A 516-nucleotide genomic window follows, 5' to 3' on the forward strand; every position below is an offset into this window, starting at 1 on the left:
CCCTTTGGATGTCCTGACATCCATGTAACATCGTTAACCAAAGAGAACATTACGAAAGCAATTGAGGATTACGCCCGGGATGAAGCGTATTTCTTGAAGCTAAGTTTTCTAGGGGGGGGAAATAGGCATAGCGCACTGGGCATAGATGAAATGAATAGGATCATAAGAACAATAAATAATCGCACATTTTTATGGGAAAAAGAATTATATAGCGAATTGCATAAGTTGGAGATTATCGATATTGAATATCCGCTATATTATGAATATGTGAATAAAGATGATGGTTGTATCCCGGTTGTTGTTAAGGTGAATGATGGGATGTCTTATAAAATTACCGTGATTACACCGAATTATTATTACTGGTATATGCAAAAAAACAAAATGGGGTATATGCCGCCATCTCCCCCCTATCTGATGGTGCGTTCCTTAACCAAACAATATATTCAACAAGCCCTTGAAAGTTGCCTTGAAGATAACGGATATGCTCTGAAGTTTTATTTTGTCGCACAAAACGGT

1 protein-coding gene is annotated in these 516 nt (G+C 37.6%); it reads left to right on the forward strand.

The window, feature by feature from the left end; all coding sequences use genetic code 11:
- The coding region (locus PPOP_RS19670) for a hypothetical protein (RefSeq protein WP_052516660.1) at positions 1-516 on the forward strand (516 nt) is incomplete at both ends.

This window comes from Paenibacillus popilliae ATCC 14706, assembly GCF_000315235.1.
Lineage (GTDB): Bacteria > Bacillota > Bacilli > Paenibacillales > Paenibacillaceae > Paenibacillus_B > Paenibacillus_B popilliae.